The 18804-nt window shown below is 46.9% G+C and carries 13 protein-coding genes; 7 read left to right on the top strand and 6 right to left on the bottom strand.

Features of this window, described 5'->3' with window-relative positions:
- Window positions 1-37: 37 nt before the first annotated feature.
- From I8J31_RS05600 to I8J31_RS05575, 6 genes are all read left to right on the top strand, one after another.
- The gene (locus I8J31_RS05600; protein WP_199467288.1) at window positions 38-1078 is read left to right on the top strand and encodes a hypothetical protein; all 1041 of its coding nucleotides are present in this window, start codon (window positions 38-40) and stop codon (window positions 1076-1078) included.
- 321 nt (window positions 1079-1399) lie between these two features.
- Complete coding sequence (locus tag I8J31_RS05595) at window positions 1400-2428, top strand: hypothetical protein (protein WP_199467287.1); 1029 nt, start codon at window positions 1400-1402, stop codon at window positions 2426-2428.
- Between the two features lie 9 nt (window positions 2429-2437).
- Window positions 2438-2950 (top strand): phage tail assembly chaperone, encoded by a 513-nt coding sequence (locus tag I8J31_RS05590; RefSeq protein ID WP_199467286.1) that lies wholly within the window; start codon window positions 2438-2440, stop codon window positions 2948-2950.
- A 285-nt stretch (window positions 2951-3235) separates the two neighbouring features.
- Window positions 3236-4273, top strand: a complete 1038-nt coding sequence (locus tag I8J31_RS05585) for a hypothetical protein (protein WP_199467285.1) — start codon at window positions 3236-3238, stop codon at window positions 4271-4273.
- 328 nt (window positions 4274-4601) lie between these two features.
- A complete protein-coding gene (locus tag I8J31_RS05580; RefSeq protein WP_199467284.1) occupies window positions 4602-5663 on the top strand; it encodes a hypothetical protein in 1062 nt (353 codons plus the stop codon).
- Window position 5664: 1 nt separating this feature from the next.
- On the top strand, window positions 5665-6045 hold the full coding sequence (locus tag I8J31_RS05575; protein WP_199467283.1) for a hypothetical protein: 381 nt from the start codon (window positions 5665-5667) through the stop codon (window positions 6043-6045).
- A gap of 283 nt (window positions 6046-6328) precedes the next feature.
- Here the strand turns inward: I8J31_RS05575 and I8J31_RS05570 are convergent, their stop codons facing one another.
- From I8J31_RS05570 to I8J31_RS05545, 6 genes are all read right to left on the bottom strand, one after another.
- On the bottom strand, window positions 6329-7717 hold the full coding sequence (locus tag I8J31_RS05570) for a DEAD/DEAH box helicase (RefSeq protein ID WP_199467282.1): 1389 nt from the start codon (window positions 7715-7717) through the stop codon (window positions 6329-6331).
- Window positions 7718-7930: 213 nt separating this feature from the next.
- Window positions 7931-8812: a transglutaminase family protein gene (locus I8J31_RS05565; protein ID WP_199467281.1), complete on the bottom strand. Its 882-nt coding sequence runs from the start codon at window positions 8810-8812 to the stop codon at window positions 7931-7933.
- Window positions 8809-11391, bottom strand: a complete 2583-nt coding sequence (locus I8J31_RS05560; RefSeq protein WP_233402605.1) for a circularly permuted type 2 ATP-grasp protein — start codon at window positions 11389-11391, stop codon at window positions 8809-8811. The genes I8J31_RS05565 and I8J31_RS05560 overlap by 4 nt, the downstream gene beginning before the upstream one ends.
- A gap of 31 nt (window positions 11392-11422) precedes the next feature.
- The gene (locus I8J31_RS05555; RefSeq protein ID WP_199467280.1) at window positions 11423-14788 is read right to left on the bottom strand and encodes a transglutaminase family protein; all 3366 of its coding nucleotides are present in this window, start codon (window positions 14786-14788) and stop codon (window positions 11423-11425) included.
- The gene (locus I8J31_RS05550; protein WP_199467279.1) at window positions 14785-15729 is read right to left on the bottom strand and encodes an alpha-E domain-containing protein; all 945 of its coding nucleotides are present in this window, start codon (window positions 15727-15729) and stop codon (window positions 14785-14787) included. Before I8J31_RS05550 ends, I8J31_RS05555 begins: the two co-directional genes overlap by 4 nt.
- 2 nt (window positions 15730-15731) lie before the next feature.
- The gene (locus tag I8J31_RS05545; RefSeq protein ID WP_199467278.1) at window positions 15732-17186 is read right to left on the bottom strand and encodes a circularly permuted type 2 ATP-grasp protein; all 1455 of its coding nucleotides are present in this window, start codon (window positions 17184-17186) and stop codon (window positions 15732-15734) included.
- A gap of 338 nt (window positions 17187-17524) precedes the next feature.
- Here I8J31_RS05545 and I8J31_RS05540 point away from each other — a divergent pair, with 338 nt between their 5' ends.
- Complete coding sequence (locus tag I8J31_RS05540) at window positions 17525-18703, top strand: FAD-dependent monooxygenase (RefSeq protein WP_199467442.1); 1179 nt, start codon at window positions 17525-17527, stop codon at window positions 18701-18703.
- The last annotated feature ends 101 nt before the right edge of the window (window positions 18704-18804 follow it).

Here is an 18804-nt window from a genome sequence, read left to right as displayed (position 1 = left end):
CAGTAGTCGTGCAAAGGTCTCGAATAGGAGACAGTCGATGAACTACCCAAACAGCAATGACCTTTATCAAGGTAAATTTACCGATGGCAACCCAGTCGCCGGAATACGCCCCAGTATTGCCTCAGCCAATCACATGAACGCCTTGTACGACGAGGTGATTCAGGCCATTAAGGAAGGCGATGTGACAGAAGACCGAGGCGTCTTGTCACAGCTTGCCTTGTCCATGAGTAACCAGATGCGGGCGAAAAAAATCTTTCTCACTACTGGCACGGCCAATGACATTGTATTGACCACGCCAGCAGGCAAACAGCCGGTTAAGGTTCTGCAAGATAATGATGAAATTCACTTCACCGTGGCGCTGACCAATACCAGCACCATTAGCGTTTCGGTCGATGGATTAGCCCCGATTGCCGTATCCAATATCGTATCTGCCAACCAGTTGTTCAACGGTGCCTTGGCAACCATTAGCTATATTAATGGCGCGTTTTGGTTAACCAAACAGATCAACCCGTTAACGGGCAACGATGTCAAAGACATGGCGAAAGTCATCACCGACTCGTTGGATATAATCGAAGTGGGGGAAATCGCCCTAGATGGTGCCGAACTCACGCGTGCCGAGCACCCAGTCTACTGGGCCAAGGTGCAGGCTACCTCTAACCTAATCGACCAAGCTAGCAAAGATGCCGACCTAAAAAACTACGCAGGCTACTACGGCGATGGCGATGGTGAGACTACCTTTACCTTACCAACATTAGGTGGGGAGTTTATCCGTGGTTACGACAATGGACGTGGGGTGGATACTGGAAGAGGGTTTGCGAGTTTTCAGGGGGATGCGATTCGGAATATAGTTGGGGAAATTGGTCGTGAGTCTCATACTGGCGATGCAATTTTTGGTATAGATAACGTTTCAGTATCAGGGGTATTCACTCAAGAAGAGAATGAATCAACAACAATTCAAGCCGATGGAGTGCGAGATCAAAATACAGTAAAAGTATCATTTGATGCATCTCTTGTTGTTCCAACCGCAAATGAAAACCGGCCTCGCAGCATCGCGTATTTTTTCAAAACCCGTATCTGAGTAAAGCACCTTCCGTAAGTTATTTTTAATTATAGTTAACCGATAAAAACGCCTCATCTAAGCTGATGAGGCGTTTTTTTGTGTCTGATTTTCTTCCCCGAGTTTTATAGTTTCTTCAATCTAAATAGTTGGCTTAGGTTGCAGTTTGAAACGCCTCTGACACTGAACCTTATCAGGCGGTTTTCGCTTTTTCATCGCGTCATTATAGAGGGATAGAGAGAGCGGGGTATGCATGTTGATTTATGAAACCGGCTCTCTCTTTCTTTGCATTAGACGGCTCTATAGAGCTGATATCTAGAGATTTATAAAAGGAGAAAGTCGATGAACTACCCAGACACGAAGGGCCTTTACCAAGGCAAATTTACCGATGGCGATCCGGTGGCTGGCATCCCCGCCAGTATCGCCAGCGCCGATCACATGAACACCGTATACGATGAACTAACCGCCGCCATTGTGGCGGGTGGCGTGGTGCCAGATGCAAATGATGTGACGCAATTGGCCCATGCCATTGGCAAGCAGTTGCGATCCAAGAGGCTGTTGGAAGTATCGGGTACGGCGAATGCCATTATGCTCACCACACCAGAGGGCCAACGGCCAGTGACAGGGCTAAGCGACTATGACGAATTTTCATTTATTGTGGCCGCAACGAATACGGATGTGGTCACCATACAAATCGATTCTTTAGCGGCTGTGCCGCTGTCCGGCGTCGTATCTGATACACAAGTATTTGAAACCGCTCTGCTTACCGTGCAGTACATTGCAGGATCTTTTTATATCGTCAATCAAATTAACCCCAAAACAGGCAATCCGGTGGCCTTGATCGGTAACCTGATTACGTCGCCATTTGCAGCGGTTGGGGCTTGTAAAATGCGCTTTGATGCTGGCGATTTGAGCCGTTATACCCATCCTATTTTATTTGCCAAAGCACAGAAAACCGGGCTGATTGACCAAGCAATAAAAGATGCAGACCTGCAAACCTATGGCGGTTTTTGGGGGGATGGGGATGGCGCCACAACCTTTACCAGCCCAATTTATGACGGGGCCTTTGTGCGCTTTTCAGACAACGGCCGTGGGTTAGATGTTGGGCGTGAGTTGGGCAGCTGGCAAGGTGATGCGATTCGAAATGTTGTTGGTAATTTCGGCAATATAGCATATCAGTCGGGGCAAGTAGGAGGCTCTGGGAGAGGCGCGTTTATAGGAGAAACGGGAGTTTTTGGAAATACACATACTGTGAATAATCTGGAAAGCACTACTGGAGATGGCATTGGTTTTGACGCGTCTCGTGTCGTGCCGACAGCAGATGACAACCGTCCAATGAACTATGCCGTCAACTCTGAATTTTTAGTCTAGGAGACAATCATGACCACACTATACACATTTGATAGATCGACAAAATACTGGCTGTTTACTGGGGTGGTGGAGCAGCAACTGGATGCCATCAGCGGCGACCCTATCCCATTACGCAATGCCACCCATAAAAAAGTCATCAAGGAAAAAGTAGGCCATGTGCGCGGTTTTGTGTCTGGTAAATGGAAGCACTATGTCGATCATCGCGGTACAGAATACTGGCATGAAGACGGCACTAAACACAGTATCACTGAGGTGGGGGAAGCGGTGCCAGAAGGCGCGCTATTGGAAGCGCCCGTTATCTTGCCAACCGACGAAGAACTCGCCGCCGCGGCCCGCGCTAAGCGTGATACCTTGCTCAACGATATGTCATGGCGTTACGAGCGCCATGCCGGTGAGACCCGATTAGGCTTGCCGACCACCGACGCCATTGAAGCATTAGACGAGTACGCGCAAGCGCTACGAAATATCACCAATAAAACGAAATTTCCTAAAAAGATAAAGTGGCCAAAAATACCAGCTTAAGAGCTAAAAATCGGATAATTCTTTTAAACTAACTTGCAACGATAAAACCCAAAAGCGCCTCATTCAAATCGATGAGGCGTTTTTTTTGTATTTGCAATTAAAAAGTGTTTTTAGATAGTCGTTTAAAAAGCCTCTAACACTGAACCTTATCAGACGGTTTCATCTTTTCTCGCAGGTCACTATAGGGGAATAAGAGAGAGTGAACGACTTCCTGATTAGCAGAGAATAATTCGTTCTCTCTTTCTTTGTATTGGAACCCTACTAAATTCAGAAAGGAGACAGTCGATGAACTACCCAGAAATGAGTGGCCTGTACCAAGGCAAATTTACCGATGGCGATCCTGTGGCGGGCATACCCGCCAGTATTGCTAGCGCCAAGCACATGAATGCCGTATACGATGAACTAACCGCTGCCATTGTGGCGGGTGGCGTGGTGCCAGATGTAAATGATGTGGCGCAATTGGCCCATGCCATTGGTAACCAGTTGCGATCCAAGAGGCTGTTGGAAGTCTCAGGTATATCGGACACCATCATATTAACCACCCCAGAAGGCATGCCGCCGGTAACAGAATTAAAGACGATGGATGAGTTTTCATTTTTGGTGAACTTCACTAATGTGACCCCCTCTGTAACTATCCAGATTGATGGCCTTGCCCCCTTGCCTTTATCTAGCGTTGTGGCGTCCCATCAAATCTTTGAATCCGCATTACTGACGGTAAGATACCTAGATGGAGCCTTTTATATCGCCAGTCAGGTCAACCCGAAAACGGGTAATGATACAGGACTAATTGGAACCTTGATTGTGGATACCATGGACGTGGTAAGAACAGGTGAAGTGGCTTTTGATGGGGCTGAGTTGAGCCGTACAGAACACCCTATACTCTGGGCCATCGCCAGTGCCGCCAGTAACTTGATAGATCAAGCAAGTAAGGATGTAGACTTAATAACATATAGCGGGTATTACGGAGATGGCGATGGGTTAAGAACCTTCACTTTACCTATTTTAGGTGGAGAGTTTATTCGCATGTATGACAACGGTCGTGGGGTCGATAGTGAACGTATATTTGGTTCTTCACAAAGAGGGACAATTATCGCAGGCAATGACGATAATGATTCTGCAAACACATCAATGCAAAACATTGATGAACATAGAGAACTTTTCGGTTGGGAGCAGGCCGATTTGAGAGGTGTTCCTACGAATATTGGTCTTGTTAACTGGGTAGCAGGTTCTCCTAAAACGCTTGATGAGGTAACTAATTTAAAAGAGTGGCTTGGGACACCTAGGCCAAGAAATATAGCGTATTATGCTAAAACCCTTGTCTAAATAAAGCCACTTTAACACTTTATCTCTAACGATAATCAATAGATAAAAGCGTCTCATCTGTCCAGATGAGGCGCTTTTTTATGCTTGTTTTTTGCGCCCTGCCTTTATCGTTTCTTAAATCAAAAAGCGGTCTCGAATAACGGTAAAACCCGTTTCTCACACTGAATCGAGTCAGGCGGTTTCAGCCTTCGTGTTGGGTCAATATGAGGAATAAGAGAGAGCGGATAACTTTGTACCTGATGAATTAGGTATAAAGCCTGTTCTCTCTTTCTTTGTATTAGACGGCCTCATAAGGCTGATTTAGTCGTTAATCGAAAGGAGAAAGTCGATGAACTACCCAGAAACGCACGGCCTTTATCAAGGCCGATTTACCGATGGCAATCCGGTGGCTGGCATTCCTGCCAGTGTCGCCTCGGCCAAGCATATGAACATGATCTACGATGAGCTGATTACCCTGATCGAAGGGGCTGGTGTTACGCCAGACGAAACTAAGCAAAATCAGGTGTTAGAAGCCATCAATACCCTAAGAAAAGACGAGCTTTACGATAAGGCCACGGACTACCTTGCTACCCAAGGTCGCAAAAATATCCTGATCAATGGCAAACCGCAAGTGTGGCAAAATGGCGAGAGCTTTACGGCAACCGGCTATACCGCGGATCAATGGTATACCGTGCTGTCTGGTGCGACTTGCATCAAGGATCCAGACCCTAGAAAAGGCATGTTGGTTACCGTAAACAGCGCTGATGGCTATGGTCAGTTCCATCAACTTATCGAAAGCTTGGAAGTCAAGAAACTGCAAGGTAGAACCTTAACCTTCAGCGTGGAATACGCGGTGAATGCCACTTTCTCTGGCGAGCTAAGGCTGGAAGTTTTTTACTCCAATAGCAGCGATCTGGAGACGGAAGTAAAAGCCTCGGTTGCGGCGAAACACTTCACACCAACACCGTCCGCCAGTGGTATTGAATCCTTAACCTTTGACGTCCCCAATGATGCCGTGGGTTTGCGGGTCGCACTATTAACCGTGACGGGGCAAAGTGTCGGTTCTGAAATGGCATTGTATGATGCACAACTGGAATTGGGCAATCTACCTACGCCATTTGAATACAGTCCTTATGTTGATGAACTCAGGCGCTGTTGTCGTTATTTTTATGAATCTGAAAGTTTGCATTGCACACATCATTACAAAAGGGAAATCGGGCCTAGCTGCAATGCGGATGTGTATTTTCCTGTCCCTATGCGAATAAGGCCAAGCATCATTCCTATTTTTCTTGATGACCCTTTTAGAGTAGCTGTATGGGGAGGTATACACGATACCTTGTATAAGTTTCATATGAACTCTGGAGACTATACATCTTATATTAAGGGCTATACAGCCGATGCGAGGTTATAAAATGAATATTCAAACAGTGAAATCGACAGGCAATAGTTATTTGGTAAATGGTGAAATGGTTGTTCCCCGTGAAGAGAGCAATGCTCATTATATAAAAGTGCAGCAATGGTTAGCGGCGGGTAACCCGCTGGAAGCGGAATTTACCGAGGCTGAGTTGTTGGCGCAACAGCATGCTTTAGCTAGTTCTGAATGCACTCGTCGTATCAATGCTAAATGGGATCCTATTGGGCAAATGAATGCTTCATTAGGGATTTACAGCGATGAAGAATGTGACGCCTGCGCCGATTGGATCGCCCAGCACAGAGAGGCTCTGGCGGTTATTCTTGAACGGGAAGACCTGATCGACCTAGAGGTAGAAAACGACCAATACTGGCCAGTCTAGAAAAGACACAGATTAGGTCTTTAGAAAACTCACAAAGCGCCTATCTCATTTATTAAACTCAGTTACTTAATTTGAGTAAGATAAGTGCGATGAGGCGCTTTTTTGTATGCCAAGATTGTAGCTAAACATAGCCAAATATCCCGCCGCATTACATGGGGGTGAATAAATGGAGTGTTAAATGCTCAAACGTAAGATGTTTTTTTAAATGAAGGTAAGGGGAAGTAGAGAAGGTTTTGTGCCACAACCAAGCGATTGTTGTGGCACAAGAAAGGTTTAGTTGGATTTAACCTTGAGAGGAGCTTGGTCTACGGTTACGACGCGCTGGCGCCAGTGGCTTGCTGCGTAGGCCTTGTCCCGGTGTTACGTCGGCTTTTGGTGCTGCTGGCTTTTTGCCCTTTGAGCGGGAGTTACCGCCATTAGCAGACGGCTTATTACCTTGAGGTCGCGCTCCGCCACCACCATGTGAGCGAGGATCTTTTGCTCTTTTTGGTCGGTTTGGCTTGATGGGGCGATTGTCCAACGTGGTATCTGGCAGCATATGGGTTGGCATGAAGTCATCTTCATAGCGGCGTTCAATCAGTTTTTGCGTCAAGCGCTCAACGGCTCTGAGTAGATCTAACTCATCGGCACAGACTAATGAAATCGCTTGGCCAGTTGCACCCGCACGGCCGGTACGGCCAATACGGTGAACGTAGTCTTCCGCCACATCAGGTAGGTCAAAGTTCACCACGTGGGGCAGTTGTTCTATGTCTAAGCCACGGGCGGCAATGTCGGTCGCCACAAGAATGCGGATGCGGCCTTCTTTAAAGTCAGCAAGGGCACGGGTACGCGCGCCTTGGCTTTTATTACCATGAATGGCGCTGGCACGGATGCCGACATCTTCAAGGCTTTTTGTGATCTTGTTGGCGCCGTGCTTGGTGCGAGAGAAAACCAAGGCTTGATCCCAGCGGCCTTCAGAGATCAATTGGATTAACAGTTCGGTTTTGCGCTTTTTATCCACTGGGTGCAGCCATTGCTCAACGGATACCGCTGTGGCATTGCGTGGCGTGACGGAAATCTCAACCGGGTTGTTCACCAAGCCTTTGGCAAGTTGGCGAATTTCTGGCGAGAAGGTGGCAGAGAACAATAGGTTTTGACGTCGTTTTGGCAATACGGCGAGGATTTTTTTGATGTCATGGATAAAGCCCATGTCCAACATGCGGTCCGCTTCATCTAATACTAGAATTTCTAGGTTATCGAATTTCACCGCTCTTTGATTGTATAAATCCATCAAACGACCGGGGGTAGCGATAAGAATATCGGCACCGCGACGTAGCGCCATCATTTGCGGGTTAATTTTCACGCCACCAAATACCACAGTGGATTTTAGGCCTAGGTGTTTACCATAATCTTTTACACTTTCAGCCACTTGCGCCGCAAGTTCACGGGTTGGCGTGAGTACAAGGGCGCGAACTTGGTTACCTGTCGCGTGCTCACCTTGGCTAAGGCGCTCTAGCAGCGGCAAAGTAAAGCCGGCGGTTTTACCTGTACCCGTTTGGGCAGCGGCCATCACATCTTGACCTTCAAGAACGGCTGGAATGGCTTGAGCCTGAATAGGAGATGGCTCGGTGTAGCCTTTGTCTTCAATGGCTTTTAAGATGGGGGCAGACAGCCCAAGGGTGTTGAAACTCATAGAGGGTACTCATGTTTTTATCTAAATAGGAGGGCGCATTGTGGTTAAAACTCAAGCAATGCGTATATTTTCGTGGAGCTTACCCTATATCGTGCCTACATGCCATTGTGATAGCGCTAGAGGCTTGGGTTCTTTGGTGTTTTACTGGCTAGGAAAGAGAGATAAAGCAAAAATCATCATCTTTGCTTTATCTGAATACATTTGTTACCGATATTAGCGCCTTTGTACATCGACAGAGACAGCCAATTGCTGAGAGCCCCCGCCTTCAAAAATGACTCCTTGTAATGGCGTGACGTCCGCATAGTCTCGTCCCCAAGCGGTGACTATGTGCTGGTCACTTGGCATGATGTCATTGGTTGGGTCAAATTCAACCCAGCCTAATTCCGGAACAAATACGGCAAACCAAGCGTGGGAAGCATCCGCGCCGACCAATTTTTCTTGCCCCGGTGGTGGCAAGGTTTCCAAATAGCCGCTCATATAACGAGCAGGAATACCCACTGAGCGTAAGCAACCAATGGCAAGGTGAGCAAAGTCTTGGCAAACGCCACTACGTTGTTCAAGCACTTGTTCAAGAGGCGTTGCCACTGTGGTGGTATCTGGGTCGAATTTGAATTCGGTGAATATTTTATGGGTAAAGGCTAAGGCTGCGGATAGAAGCGGTTGATCGTCCGTAAAGGTTGCCTGAGCATAATCTTTTAACGCTTGTGAACGGCGGATTTGTGGCGAATCTAATAGATATTCCTTCGCCATATGCAAATCCGGTGTGTTTGGCGCATTGAGCATGGCACGTAGTTCGCCGCAGGTGAGGCTGCTTTTGGCTTGCCACTGTAACGCGTCTAACGGTGTGATTTCGAAGTCACTGGTGACATCAATGACGAGCTTTTTATGGGCCTCTTGAATCGAAAAATAGAAGGTCTGATTGCCAAAGTAATCCTGCCCTTCGTTTTGATAAACTGGCGGAGGGTTTATCTGTATTTTGTGGTTGAGACAGCGCTGGTTTCGGGTGTCTCTTGGTAATAAGTGGGCCATGTTGTAACACAGGCTGACAGGGGCACCGTAGCTATATTCCGTTATGTGGCGAACTCGGTATCTCATAGGTTCGCCTCCCAGTTGTTTTTGATTAATGGCTGTGGCCTCTCGGTATGATCAAAATATTTATCACTGATTAAGGCGGTAAATTGTTCAAGTTGTTCCAGCAGCTGGGTCATGAGTTGTTCTAGTGCCAGACGTGTTTGTGAACTTTCATCTACTTGTGAAAGTGCCTCTAAATCCGCGAGCTGTATGTCGTTCAGAGATTTAATGATTAGGCGGTTTTCTGGGCTTAATCCAGCAGTGGGAACATCGTTTCTTGGCAACTCTTTCATGTATTTGCGCAGTTGTTCCACTTGATACAACAAGGATCTTGGATTAGAGCCGTCGATCATTAATAGATCGAGTCCATAGGCGACTCTTGAGCGATTTCGATAGCGACGGCGGAATGAAATTAACGCTTCGACGCTTAATAAAACGGACTCAAGTATTTGTTTTTGCTGTGCGCCGGGTAACGGTTTCGTCAAGGAAGAGCGCAATAGCTTGGCGGTTTGCAAGGCCCGCTCGGTGCGGCGGCCAATTTCTTGGAAGGTCCAATCTAAGCCACGCAGCATGCTTTCGTGATTTAAGCCTGATAGGGCTAATAGGGAGGTAACCAAGCTATCTAATGATTCTTCTGGCGCGGGTGGCAAGCCATTAATATAAGCCCGGTCCAGATCATGAATGTGGTCACGTAGTTCGTTAATGATGATGCGCGTATCTGCGGAAAGCATTTCTTTTACTTGTTCACCGCAGCTTAACATGGCGTGTAAATTGGCTTTGATTGACCCGGGACGAGTGGCGTCTGTGATGATGGCGACGAGTTCTTCATCTGGGTTGGCCAGTAGTGCTGCATCGGCATCAATGAAACCCGGTAAGCACTCGGTTTGGGTAGAGACCGTTTCGAGCAATATGCGCAGGCTGTCTTCGGGGAGGGGGTCAATACCATTCATTTGTTTGAATAAGGTGCGTAATAGACGCATGCTGATTTCAGCACGCTCCGCATAGCGTCCCATCCAAAATAGATTTTCTACCACACGACTGGGTAAGTTGGTTTGCAGGGCTTCGTCTTGTAGAAGGGTATCTGCAACGAAGGATTTTGGTACTTCTGGTTGATTACTGAGTACCCAAGTATCTTTGCTTTGTGATTCCGATAGGTTAGAAACAATGCTCTCTTTTGAGGTGTCACCAACACGGGATAAGCCGCCCGGCATCACTGCAAAAGAGTCGTCATCTGCCACGGTGAAGGCACGTAGTAAACTCGGTCTAGCCTGTAATTTACCCTCTCGCCAAATAGGTGACATAGAACCCGGCACATAGCTTTGTGCCACATAAAGATGGGGCTGTTTCTTAATCATCTCAATGGTGTTGGCTTTTGCTTCGTCCGTTAGGGTATGGCCATAGACACTGTTGCTATTATGGCGACGAATAGCGGGCTTGATGATGAGTTGGTTGATGTTGGCTAGGACATAGTTTAAGTCCTCGCTATCACCACACCACCAAGTCGCCACAGAAGGAAGCGCTAGGGTTTCACTGGTTAAAAATTGGCTGATAGCAGGTAAAAATTTCAATAGGGCTGGTGCTTCTAAAATGCCGCTGCCTAATGGGTTGGCAATGGCGACATTACCGGCACGTGCAACTTCCAGCAGACCTGGTACGCCTAAATAGGAGTCGGTTCGTAATTCGGCTTGGTCGCAGTAGGCGTCTTCCACGCGACGTAGTATCACATCAACACGGGCAAGTCCGTTTAAGGATTTCATCCACACGGCACCATTTCGAACCGTTAAGTCACTGCCTTGAACTAAAGGAAAGCCTAGATAGTTTGCCAAGTAAGCTTGTTCAAAATAGGTGCTGCTCATGGCACCGGGGCTGAGAAGTACAATGCGCGGTGTATCCGTCCAGCCGCTGGCTAGCTTTGATAGCATGCCTTTGAGGGTTTGAAAAAAATGGGATAAACGGTGTACTTGGCTATCGCGGAAAATACTAGGGATGACGCGCGAGACAACGGTGCGGTTTTCTAAGCTATAACCAGCGCCACTTGGGGCTTGGGTTCGGTCACCAATGATTTGAAATTGGCCTGTGTTATCACGCACCATGTCCACCGCGTGCAATAGTAATTGGTGTGGGCCGGGCACAAAAACTTCATGACATTGACGTAAAAATCCGGGGTGACTAAAAATAATTTCGGAAGGAATAATGCCGTTTTTAAGCAGTTCTTGCGGGCCGTAAAGGTCTTTAAGAATCAGATCGAACAGTGTAGAGCGTTGCACTAAGCCTTTTTCGATGGCTTGCCATTCTTGGTGATGAATAACGTTTGGAATAAGATCCAGCGACCAGACACTGGGTGTCAGTGGGTCGCTGGTTAGGTTATAAGTGGCGCCGTCCTCACGCAAAATACGTTGCGCACGGCGCTGTTTATTAAGCATCTCTTCATCGCCCAAAGCGCGTACACTCTTGAGTAAGTGCTCCCAATGTGGCCGTGGTTGGCGGTTCTCCTTGAAAGCCTCATCATAGGCATTGATCGGTTGATCGTAGCTTGAAACCTGCGCAGGTACGACGTCTGCCGTATTCATCTGCGCAACAGGAGAACCTTTTTGAGATTGCATAATGTACTTGAGCCTAACTATTAATTAAATATCAGAGCATATTATACCTCTTACGCAGGTCTAATGTATGCGGATATTCACCTGTTGGTTCTTCAGCGGGTGGTGACATAGGTTGAGGTACGTAGGCATTTGGATAATATTCGCCCAATGCGCCAAATTCCGGTGCTGGAGATAGGCCTCCTTGGGTGAAGCCATGATCCCAAAAGCGATTAACGCGGCGGGCTTCTGCCTCGTTGCTGTTAACCGGTACGTTGTCATAGGTTCGTCCACCTGGGTGTGACACATGATAAGTGCAGCCGCCTACTGACAAGCCATTCCAAGTATCAATTAAGTCAAATACCAATGGCGCATCGATACCCAGTGTTGGGTGTAATGCGGAGGGTGGCGCCCACGCTTTATAGCGAACCGCACCAACAAACTCACCTTTTTTGCCGGTTGAACGTATGGGGACACGTCTGCCATTACAGCTAAGAACATATCTGTCTTCGGTTAGGCCGGTGACTTTCACCTGTAGACGTTCGACAGAGGAATCCACATAGCGTGCCGTGCCTGTGCCAGTGATTTCTTCGCCTAGTACATGCCAAGGTTCAATCGCCCAGCGCAGTTCGATTTCCATGTCATCGATCTGTTTACGACCATAATGTGGGAAACGGAATTCTTCAAATGGGGCCAGCCATTCTAATTTGAATGGGTAACCATGGCGTTGTAAGTCTTCCACCACTTCTTTTACGTCTTGCCAAACAAAGTGCGGCATCATGAATTTGTCATGCAAGCTGGTGCCCCAGCGAACCAAAGGTTTTTTGTAGGGCTCTTTCCAGAAACGTGCGACTAAACAACGTAACAACAGCATTTGAACCAGAGACATGTGTGGATGTGGTGGCATTTCGAAACCACGGAATTCCAACAGGCCTTGGCGGCCACTGGCACTGCCTGCGGCATAAAGTTTATCGATACAAAATTCCGATCTATGGGTGTTACCGGTAATGTCCACCAAGAGATTTCGCATCAAGCGATCCGCTAACCAAGGTTCGTTAACAAAGCCTTGCGGCATGTCTTGGAAGGCTATTTCCATTTCATACAAGGCTTCGTCGCGGCCTTCGTCTGGACGTGGCGCTTGGCTGGTTGGGCCAATAAACATGCCAGAGAAAAGGTAAGACAAGCCCGGATGATGTTGCCAGTAAGTCACTAAGCTTTGCAGTAATTCAGGACGACGTAGTAATGGACTGTCTGCTGGAGTGAGCCCACCAAGGGTCACATGATTGCCACCACCTGTGCCTGTGTGACGGCCATCCAACATGAATTTTTCTGCACCTAGGCGAGTAAGGTAAGCTTGGTGGTATAAGGTTTCCGTATTGTGAACCAGTTCTTTCCAGCTTGCCGCAGGATGAATATTGACTTCGATAACACCTGGATCTGGAGTGATGAGGAATTTCTGTAAACGCGGGTCTTTTGGCGGCTCATAACCTTCAATAATAATCGGTAGATCTAATTTTTTGGCAACCGCTTCAATATGATGTACCGCACTGACGAAATGCTCTAGATGGGTCATTGGCGGCATGAAAATATGCAAAATCCCATCCCGTGGCTCAATACAGAGCGTGGTACGAATGACATTTTTTACTACTTTTATGGGCGCTAATGGCTTTTCTTCTGATTGTGCATAGTGCTGCTTGGCCACACTTTCTAGAACATCAGCTTGAGCATTATCGGCATTTTTTGACAAGGGCTCACGGGGATCGAATGGGTCTCTTTCAGGAATGACCTCTTCTTCTACCACGGCGGGTAGAGAGTTCAATGGCAAGCGATAACCCATAGGACTATCACCCGGAATCAAGGTGATGACGTCACTGCGCATTGGCCACAAGGAGCTGTTCCAAGTATTTTGGTAACCATCAAATTCGAGTGGCAGAACGTAACCTGTGACCTCGCTCAGGCCACGGTTTAGTAGCTTGGCTAGGCGACGGCGTTCTAAATCATCTTTTAGGTCGGCTTTTTTGGGGTCGGCTTCCGCAGGGAGTGATTGCTCCATCCATAAATAATATAGGGTGTCTTCGAAGGTGCTTTGTAGGTAGCGTTTATCGAGGGCAAGGGCTTCACATAGGTGCTCACCAAATGCTTGGGCATCTTGGATGGTATGGTTGTAGTTGTTATCAACATTGGCTAGGTAGTTGGGATCATGCCATAGGGCTTCGCCATCGGTGCGCCAGAAACAACCTAATGCCCAACGGGGGACTTCTTCGCCCGGATACCATTTACCTTGTCCGTGATGAAGTAGGCCGTTGGAGCCAAATTCTTGCTTCATCTTAATCAGTAGTTCTTTCGCGAGTCTGAGTTTATCTGCACCCAATGCTCCCGTATTCCATTGATCGGAATCCATGTCATCGATGGAAACAAAGGTTGGTTCGCCACCCATGGTGAGGCGAACGTCGCCGTATTCCAGTTCTTGATCGACCGCGTAACCCAGTGCTTTGATGGTTTCCCATTCGCCTTCCGCATAGGGTTTAGTGACACGAGGGTCTTCATGGATACGAGTCACGGTATTGGAATAGCTGAATTCACATTCACATTGATCGACTAATCCGACAATAGGGGCTGCCGATGCGGGTTCAGGAGTACAGGCTAATGGAATATGACCTTCGCCAGCGAATAAGCCAGACGTTGGGTCTAATCCTACCCAGCCCGCGCCCGGTAAATAGACTTCACACCAAGCATGTAGGTCAGTGAAATCTTCTGCTGGGCCCGATGGACCATCGAGTGCTTTCACATCCGCTGTTAATTGCACTAGGTAACCAGAAGCAAAGCGTGCTGCGATGCCTAGACTACGGAAAATTTGTACCAATAACCAAGAAGTATCACGGCAAGAGCCTTTTTGCAGGGTAAGGGTTTCTTCACAGGTCTGTACGCCGGGTTCTAAACGAATACCATAGCCAATATCCCCCGCCAAGCGGCTGTTGATCGCAACAAGGAAATCGTTGATTGGCGTTTCTGTATGGTCAACGGTCGATAACCATTCGTCTAATAGTGGGCACGACTCAGAGATTTTTAAGTAAGGTTCAAGCTCTTTGTCCAGTGCTTGGTCGTATTTGAATGGGTAGTTTTCCGCATAGCTTTCAACAAAGAAGTCGAATGGATTGATGACCGTCATATCGGCGATCACTTCCACAATGAACTCAAGCTTGTTGGTTTTTTCAGGGAAGACTAAACGTGTTTGAAAGTTGCCAAACGGGTCTTGTTGGATATTAACAAAGTGCTGTTCCGGCAAGACTTTAAGGGAGTAGTCATGGATTTTGGTACGAGAATGCGCCGCAGGACGCAAGCGTAAAATATGCGGTGCGACATCGACAAATCGGTCGAAATCGTAAGTGGTCTTGTGTTGAATCGCGACTTTTATTGTCATGCTGCGTCTCCTTGCCGAAAATGAAACCAGTTTTCGGTAATCTGGTGACCAATTTCTATAATGTCCAGTTGCACATCATTTAGATAATCATGGAACTCGTTATTTAAATCTTCTGATGTACCTATTTCATAGTGCTTAGCATGTAGCTTATCGATATTGGCGACAATTATGCCAGCACGAGGCAGCTTGGTCGCGGCTTCACGCATTTGGTTTAGGCAGTAGTTGAGACTTCTTGGGAAGCAAGCATCACGCAATAGGAAGCTAACCGCTTTGGCACCATTAATGGATGTTCGTATCGTGCGGCGATAGTCCAAATAAGCGCTTTGTGATTTGAGGACTTTCGACCAGACCACTTGCCCTAGTTGCACACTTTCTTCTGCTTCTGACTGTAGCATCAGAGAAACCGCCGCATCTAAAATACGTGTGCTCATATCAGCACGTTCGACATAACGACCCATGGTCAAAAAATGCCACCCGCTGTCACGGCTCATGGCACCCGCTAGCAAGCCAATGATTTTTTGGCAGCCTTCAATGATGGTATTGATGAATACGTGACGTTCTGAACGGTTAATGCCTTGTTTAATATTTTTCTGGGCGTATAGGTCTAGTTCGTTGATAAGCTCCCACATTTCTTGTGGTACTACATCTCGGGTCGTGCGAATGTTTTCACGCACCATTTTTAATGAAGACAACATAGAGCTTGGGTTGCTGTCATCAGCTAATAAAAATTTTAATACATTGTGTTCGTTTTTGACTTTATAGCGTTGTTCAAACAGTTCTACATCACTGTTTATTTCAATGAGGTTATACCAAGAGACTTTCACATCTCTTGGTAAGTCGAACAGTAGATCGTCATAGACACTGACCAAACGGGCAGTGTTTTCGACACGCTCTAAATAGCGTGCGCTCCAAAATAAGCGTTCTGCGACTCTAGATAACATGATTATTGCCCCTTAGTTTCTACGATCCAAGTGTCTTTACTACCACCACCTTGTGACGAATTGACGACCAAGGAACCTTTTTTCATGGCGACTCGAGTTAATCCACCGGTGGTCACATAGGTGTCTTTGCCTTGAAGAATAAATGGTCTTAGATCTAGGTGGCGAGGTTCTAGTGTGCCTTTCGATATCAAGGTTGGTGCGGTAGAGAGTTTTAGGGTGGGTTGTGCGACGTAATTCCTCGGGTTGGCGGCAATAAGGTCGGCAAAAATAGCCTGGTCTTTTTTGCTGGAGTGCGGCCCCACTAGCATGCCATAACCGCCAGACTCGTTAGCGGGCTTGACCACCAGTTTGTCTAGGTTAGCGAGCACATAAGCCTGTTGTTCTGGGTCTTCGCAGAGGAAGGTTTCGACATTTTTAAGGATGGGTTCTTCTTTTAGAAAATAGCGAATGATGTCTGGTACATAGGCGTAGACCACCTTGTCATCGGCAACACCGGCACCGGGAGCATTGGCTAAAGCCACATTGCCTTTTCGCCATGCTCTCATGAGCCCAGGAACACCCAACACAGATTCTTTATCGAACACTTCTGGGTCGATAAATAAGTCATCAATACGGCGATAAATAACGTCAACACGCTCTGGCCCGTCAATGGTTTTCATGTAAACACAATCATCGTCATCGACAAATAAGTCGCTGCCTTCAACCAGTTCTGCGCCCATTTGCTGGGCCAAAAAGGCGTGTTCGAAATAGGCTGAATTATAAATGCCGGGTGTTAACACAACAATTTCTGGGTTTTCTATGTCTCTTGGTGACAGGGAAGCTAGGGTGTCGAACAGTTGTGAGGTATACGAACCAACTGGCAAAATGTGCTCGTTTTCAAACAGTTCCGGTAGAACTCGCTTGGTAATGGCACGGTTTTCTAGCATGTAAGAAACCCCGGAAGGGACTCGTAAATTATCTTCTAATACATAAAATTCACCATCGCCAGCACGGACTAGGTCGGTACCGCAAATATGGGCCCATACCCCATGGGCTGGTGATACTCCAATGCATTCCGGTCGAAAGTTCTTTGAGTCTTTAATGATATGTTCTGGGACAATGCCATCTTTGATGACATTTTGATCGTGGTAAAGGTCGTCGATAAACATGTTGAGCGCTTTTAAACGCTGGGTTAAACCTTTTTCTGCAATGCGCCAATCAGAGGCTTCTATGGTCCTAGGGACGATATCAAAAGGCCATGCTCTGTCTATGTTGCCTTCCTCTGTGTAGACGGTAAAACTAATACCCATTTCCTGAATAGTGGCTTCGGCGGTGAGTCTACGTTTTTCTAATTCTTCTTCTGATAGGCTGTTCAAATACCCTAGCAGTTGTTTTGCAGGAGATCTGGGTTCTCCTTTTGTGTCTATCAGTTCATCAAAAAAATCGGATGACTGGTACTGGCTCGTTAGATTTTCCATTTATACCTCGTTCTCTTTGTAAAGCTAGGGTGACATGCACTGAAATAGTACGGTCCTCTGTACTTTTTTTGTGCTCTGCCCCACTTAGGGGAGACTTCTATGTTGTATGAGGTAAGGCAAAAGGCCGAATTTCATTGCCTTACCTCTTCGACAGTAGCCGTTTTAAATTCCTTTGGGAAGTCAGCAAGTATCGCGCCATAGTGTTTTCGCTAAATAAATAAGAAAAGGAAGTGTTTTAAATAGGTTTTTGATGATTTAACTCTGTTTTATTGCGTATGAGATTCGTTACTATGCTTGCGCATGACCGTAAAACGTGGAGAAACGCCTGAGTGAGTAACATGAATAGTATTTTGATTGCTGGTGCCGGGATCGGTGGTTTAAGTGCAGCACTGGCATTGGCTCAGGCTGGCTTTAAAGTGACCATGTGTGAGCAAGCTTTGCAGTTAGGTGAGGTTGGCGCTGGTTTACAAATTAGTCCTAACGCATTAAAGGTATTACAGAAGCTGGGTGTTGATGAGGGGCTTAGTCAGCATGCTTTTGTCCCTCAATATGCCACCATGCGGAATTTCAAAACGGGTGAATATTATCTCAAAATGCCATTGGCTAAGTCCGCTGTTGCTCGCTATGGTGCCTCCTATTGGCATTTGCACCGTGCTGATTTGCATAGGGTTTTGTCTGACGCCTGCGAAGAAATTGGCGTAGAGTTGATGTTAAATGCCACGGTTTCTGAGTATCGACAAGCGGTTGATCAGGTGAGTTTGGTGCTACAGGATGGTCGAGAGCTCACCGCAGACTTGTTAGTTGGCGCAGACGGTATTCGTTCCATTATTCGTGAGCAGATGCTAGGTAAAGAAAAGCCTACCTTTATGGGGCAAGTCGCATGGCGCGGCGTGATTCCTGTGAGTGATTTGAGAGGGATCTCTATTAAGCCTGATGCCTGTGTTTGGGTTGGCCCAAATCGTCATTTTGTCAGTTATTACCTGCGCGGTGGCGAGTACGTAAACTTTGTGGCTGTGGAAGAACGTAGCGATTGGCAGTCTGAGTCGTGGCGCGAAGAAGGTGATGTACAAGAACTGAGGCGCGCGTTTGCCGATTGGCACCCTGAAGTCAGCGAATTATTACAATCTGCTTCAAGCACTTTCTTATGGGCGTTGAATGGGCGTGATGAACTACCAAGCTGGCACCAAGATCGAGTGGTTTTATTGGGTGATGCTTGTCATCCTATGTTGCCTTTTATGGCGCAGGGTGCCGCTATGGCGATTGAAGATGCTTATGTTTTAGCGCAGTCTTTGGTGAAGTTGCCGTTGGCAGAAGCGTTGGACCATTACGAAAAAATGCGTAAACCAAGAGCGACTAGCGTACAGAAAATGTCTAAGGATAATGCAGCTTTATATCATATGCAGGGCGGTATTCTTGGCAAAATGAAACTCAATGCGATACGAATGGCCTCTCAGTATATGCCTAGCATTATTCAATCCAAGCTTGATCCTGTCTATGCTCATGACGTGACACTTTAAGCGTTTGTATTGGTTTTTATTTATCTATAATTAAGTCGCTGAAAACTTTCTTTTCGTATTCTTCCCGCCGATAACAAAACGTCATATCTTTGCGGATTATT

It is taken from the genome of Marinomonas transparens, from assembly GCF_016463975.1.
GTDB lineage: Bacteria > Pseudomonadota > Gammaproteobacteria > Pseudomonadales > Marinomonadaceae > Marinomonas > Marinomonas transparens.
The sequence above is the reverse complement of the archived record's forward strand: the minus strand, read 5'-3'. Positions and strand labels throughout refer to the sequence as shown.

Bases quoted from the DNA above. Each gene is read 5' to 3' on its own strand.
- I8J31_RS05595 (WP_199467287.1), top strand. From the start codon at position 1,400: ATGAACTACCCAGACACGAAGGGCCTTTACCAAGGCAAATTTACCGAT.
- I8J31_RS05550 (WP_199467279.1), bottom strand. From the start codon at position 15,729: ATGTTATCTAGAGTCGCAGAACGCTTATTTTGGAGCGCACGCTATTTA.
- I8J31_RS05600 (WP_199467288.1), top strand. From the start codon at position 38: ATGAACTACCCAAACAGCAATGACCTTTATCAAGGTAAATTTACCGAT.
- I8J31_RS05585 (WP_199467285.1), top strand. From the start codon at position 3,236: ATGAACTACCCAGAAATGAGTGGCCTGTACCAAGGCAAATTTACCGAT.
- I8J31_RS05560 (WP_233402605.1), bottom strand. From the start codon at position 11,391: ATGCAATCTCAAAAAGGTTCTCCTGTTGCGCAGATGAATACGGCAGAC.
- I8J31_RS05580 (WP_199467284.1), top strand. From the start codon at position 4,602: ATGAACTACCCAGAAACGCACGGCCTTTATCAAGGCCGATTTACCGAT.
- I8J31_RS05575 (WP_199467283.1), top strand. From the start codon at position 5,665: ATGAATATTCAAACAGTGAAATCGACAGGCAATAGTTATTTGGTAAAT.
- I8J31_RS05540 (WP_199467442.1), top strand. From the start codon at position 17,525: ATGAATAGTATTTTGATTGCTGGTGCCGGGATCGGTGGTTTAAGTGCA.
- I8J31_RS05570 (WP_199467282.1), bottom strand. From the start codon at position 7,717: ATGAGTTTCAACACCCTTGGGCTGTCTGCCCCCATCTTAAAAGCCATT.
- I8J31_RS05590 (WP_199467286.1), top strand. From the start codon at position 2,438: ATGACCACACTATACACATTTGATAGATCGACAAAATACTGGCTGTTT.
- I8J31_RS05565 (WP_199467281.1), bottom strand. From the start codon at position 8,812: ATGAGATACCGAGTTCGCCACATAACGGAATATAGCTACGGTGCCCCT.
- I8J31_RS05555 (WP_199467280.1), bottom strand. From the start codon at position 14,788: ATGACAATAAAAGTCGCGATTCAACACAAGACCACTTACGATTTCGAC.
- I8J31_RS05545 (WP_199467278.1), bottom strand. From the start codon at position 17,186: ATGGAAAATCTAACGAGCCAGTACCAGTCATCCGATTTTTTTGATGAA.